We start from the raw sequence: 2,041 nt of genomic DNA on the forward strand, positions 1-2,041 counted from the left end.
TTGTAGAAGAGATATTAGTTATAGTTACTAAATCTATAGAAAAATATTCCTTGACAAGTGTTTTAATTAAGTGTTACCTTAACGGGGTGAACTACAACACCACGCCAGTTGCGTGACTGTCGGGAGACCCGCCCAACGCACTGGCTCCTCTATCCCATTGCTAAAAGCGTTTGGGACTACTTTTCGTATCGGTATTTAAACTTCCATTGACATGACTCATTGTATTTGACACCATTTGAAGCTTTATAAAGTCCTCTTTTCACTCGTTTACCACTAAATCTGTGTTTGACACTTTTTTGGTAAACTGGTAAGTCGTCCCAGTCTAAAAAACTAGCAATTGAAGTATAACTTTCTTCATTAATTATTACTTTGATTCCTACTAATTTGGCTTTGTACTTTAGTTGTTCAATTAACTTAAAAAAAGGAATTTGAACAAAGTTTTGATTGTTTTTTCTTCCAAGATTTATGTCTTGTTTCCAGTTAGGATTATTTCCTATTACTAAAACTCCTATCTGATTTTTGATCGGATGATTAATAATATACCTGCTAGTCTTATGTAGATAATCGTCAATCTTAAAATTTCTTTTTGTCGATAATCTTTTGATTCGATTACTACTTTTAGTCTTCTTTAATTCTGACTGTAGTTTACCCTTCTTATAATTATAGAATTGATTAATTGATTTGACTGGTCTGCCGTTAATAATAAAGGGTTGAAAACCTTTTTTATTTGATGTTACAGTTGCCAAGTTATTCACTCCCAAATCTACAGAAGCTACATTATATTCATACAAATCTAATTTAACTTCAATGGATTCGTAAACCACTTCTATAACATAGTAATTAAGCTTAGGAATTATTCTCACTTGTTGCAGAGAATCATAATTTATTTTACTATCAAAAAATAGTTCACTTTTTGATAGTAATATCTTCTGATTTTTTATTAATTGAGTTTTACTAATCGCCTGTTTTGTATAAACTCAAATATTCCTCCCTTTCTGTTTATGTTTATATTTTGGCAGTTGAGGACGGCTTTTAAACTTACTTGGACATTGATTATAAGCTCTTATAGCTTGAAAAAAACTTTGCCAATTTTTATCTAAAAGAATCAAAACCTGCGCTCGTAACTTTGGCCGGTATTGCTTGATAATCTACTCCCGATTGTAATAAATGCATGAACCTTTTTATAATCTAGATAATTTCCGTTATTAATAAACTCTTGTCTAACTATGTAGTTAGCTATATTGTCAAGATTTTTAGACAAGAAAGCTAGAGCATCAAGTGATTTATAATTGGGATGATTTTTTTTAATAATAGTACGTTCTACTAATTGCATTATCCCTCCTGTAAACATTTAACGAGCTGTTCTGCTTTCCTTTCTCAGTCTCAGATATTTTTAGTTGTTTTCCTATGTTTTTCTATAAAATAAATAAAACTTTACAATACTAATTTTAGTGTTTCCGATTTGTACAATCAAAATTCTTCTCGAATATTAGACGTTAGCTTTCTTGTATCAAAAAGTCTATATTTTATTTTCAGTAATCTCTGCTTTAGAGAAATCTTTTGTTTTGCCCAACGGGGATTACTATAAGAGAAATTTTCAAGATTTTTCAAAATATATATAGCTACCAAGAATGGTAATTCTTCAAGGATTATCTCCCTTGATTTTAAGAATGGCACAATATTAGGGTGCATATAGTATAAATCATAAATATATTTAGGGATTAAATTAATATCTGATATTTTTGTGGGAAGCCTGAATAACATCTGATCGGATACGTCATATAAATCACTTTTAATAATGTGACTTGTACCACAGTATTTATGAAATTATTTCCCCACTCCAATAAACTGATTATTCTCGGAATAATCAGTTTATTGGAGTGGGGAAATAATTTCATAAATACTGTGGTACAAGTCCAATAAACTGATTATTCTCGGAATAACAGTATCCGCGATTCATAAAGTAACCATAAGATTGTTTAGATTTTCAAATAAAGTCAGTTAAGAATTTACTTATACAGTCATCCCCATCAACCATCAT

Annotated in this window: 1 protein-coding gene; it reads right to left on the reverse strand. The window is 30.2% G+C overall.

Annotated elements, in window-relative coordinates; genetic code table 11:
• Positions 1–176: 176 nt before the first annotated feature.
• Positions 177–959 carry an RNA-guided endonuclease InsQ/TnpB family protein gene (locus F6K22_RS39520; RefSeq protein WP_363275435.1) on the reverse strand — a complete coding sequence of 261 codons (783 nt, stop codon included), beginning with the start codon at positions 957–959 and terminating at the stop codon, positions 177–179.
• Positions 960–2,041: the final 1,082 nt, after the last annotated feature.

Source organism: Okeania sp. SIO2F4 (assembly GCF_010672385.1).
GTDB lineage: Bacteria > Cyanobacteriota > Cyanobacteriia > Cyanobacteriales > Microcoleaceae > Trichodesmium.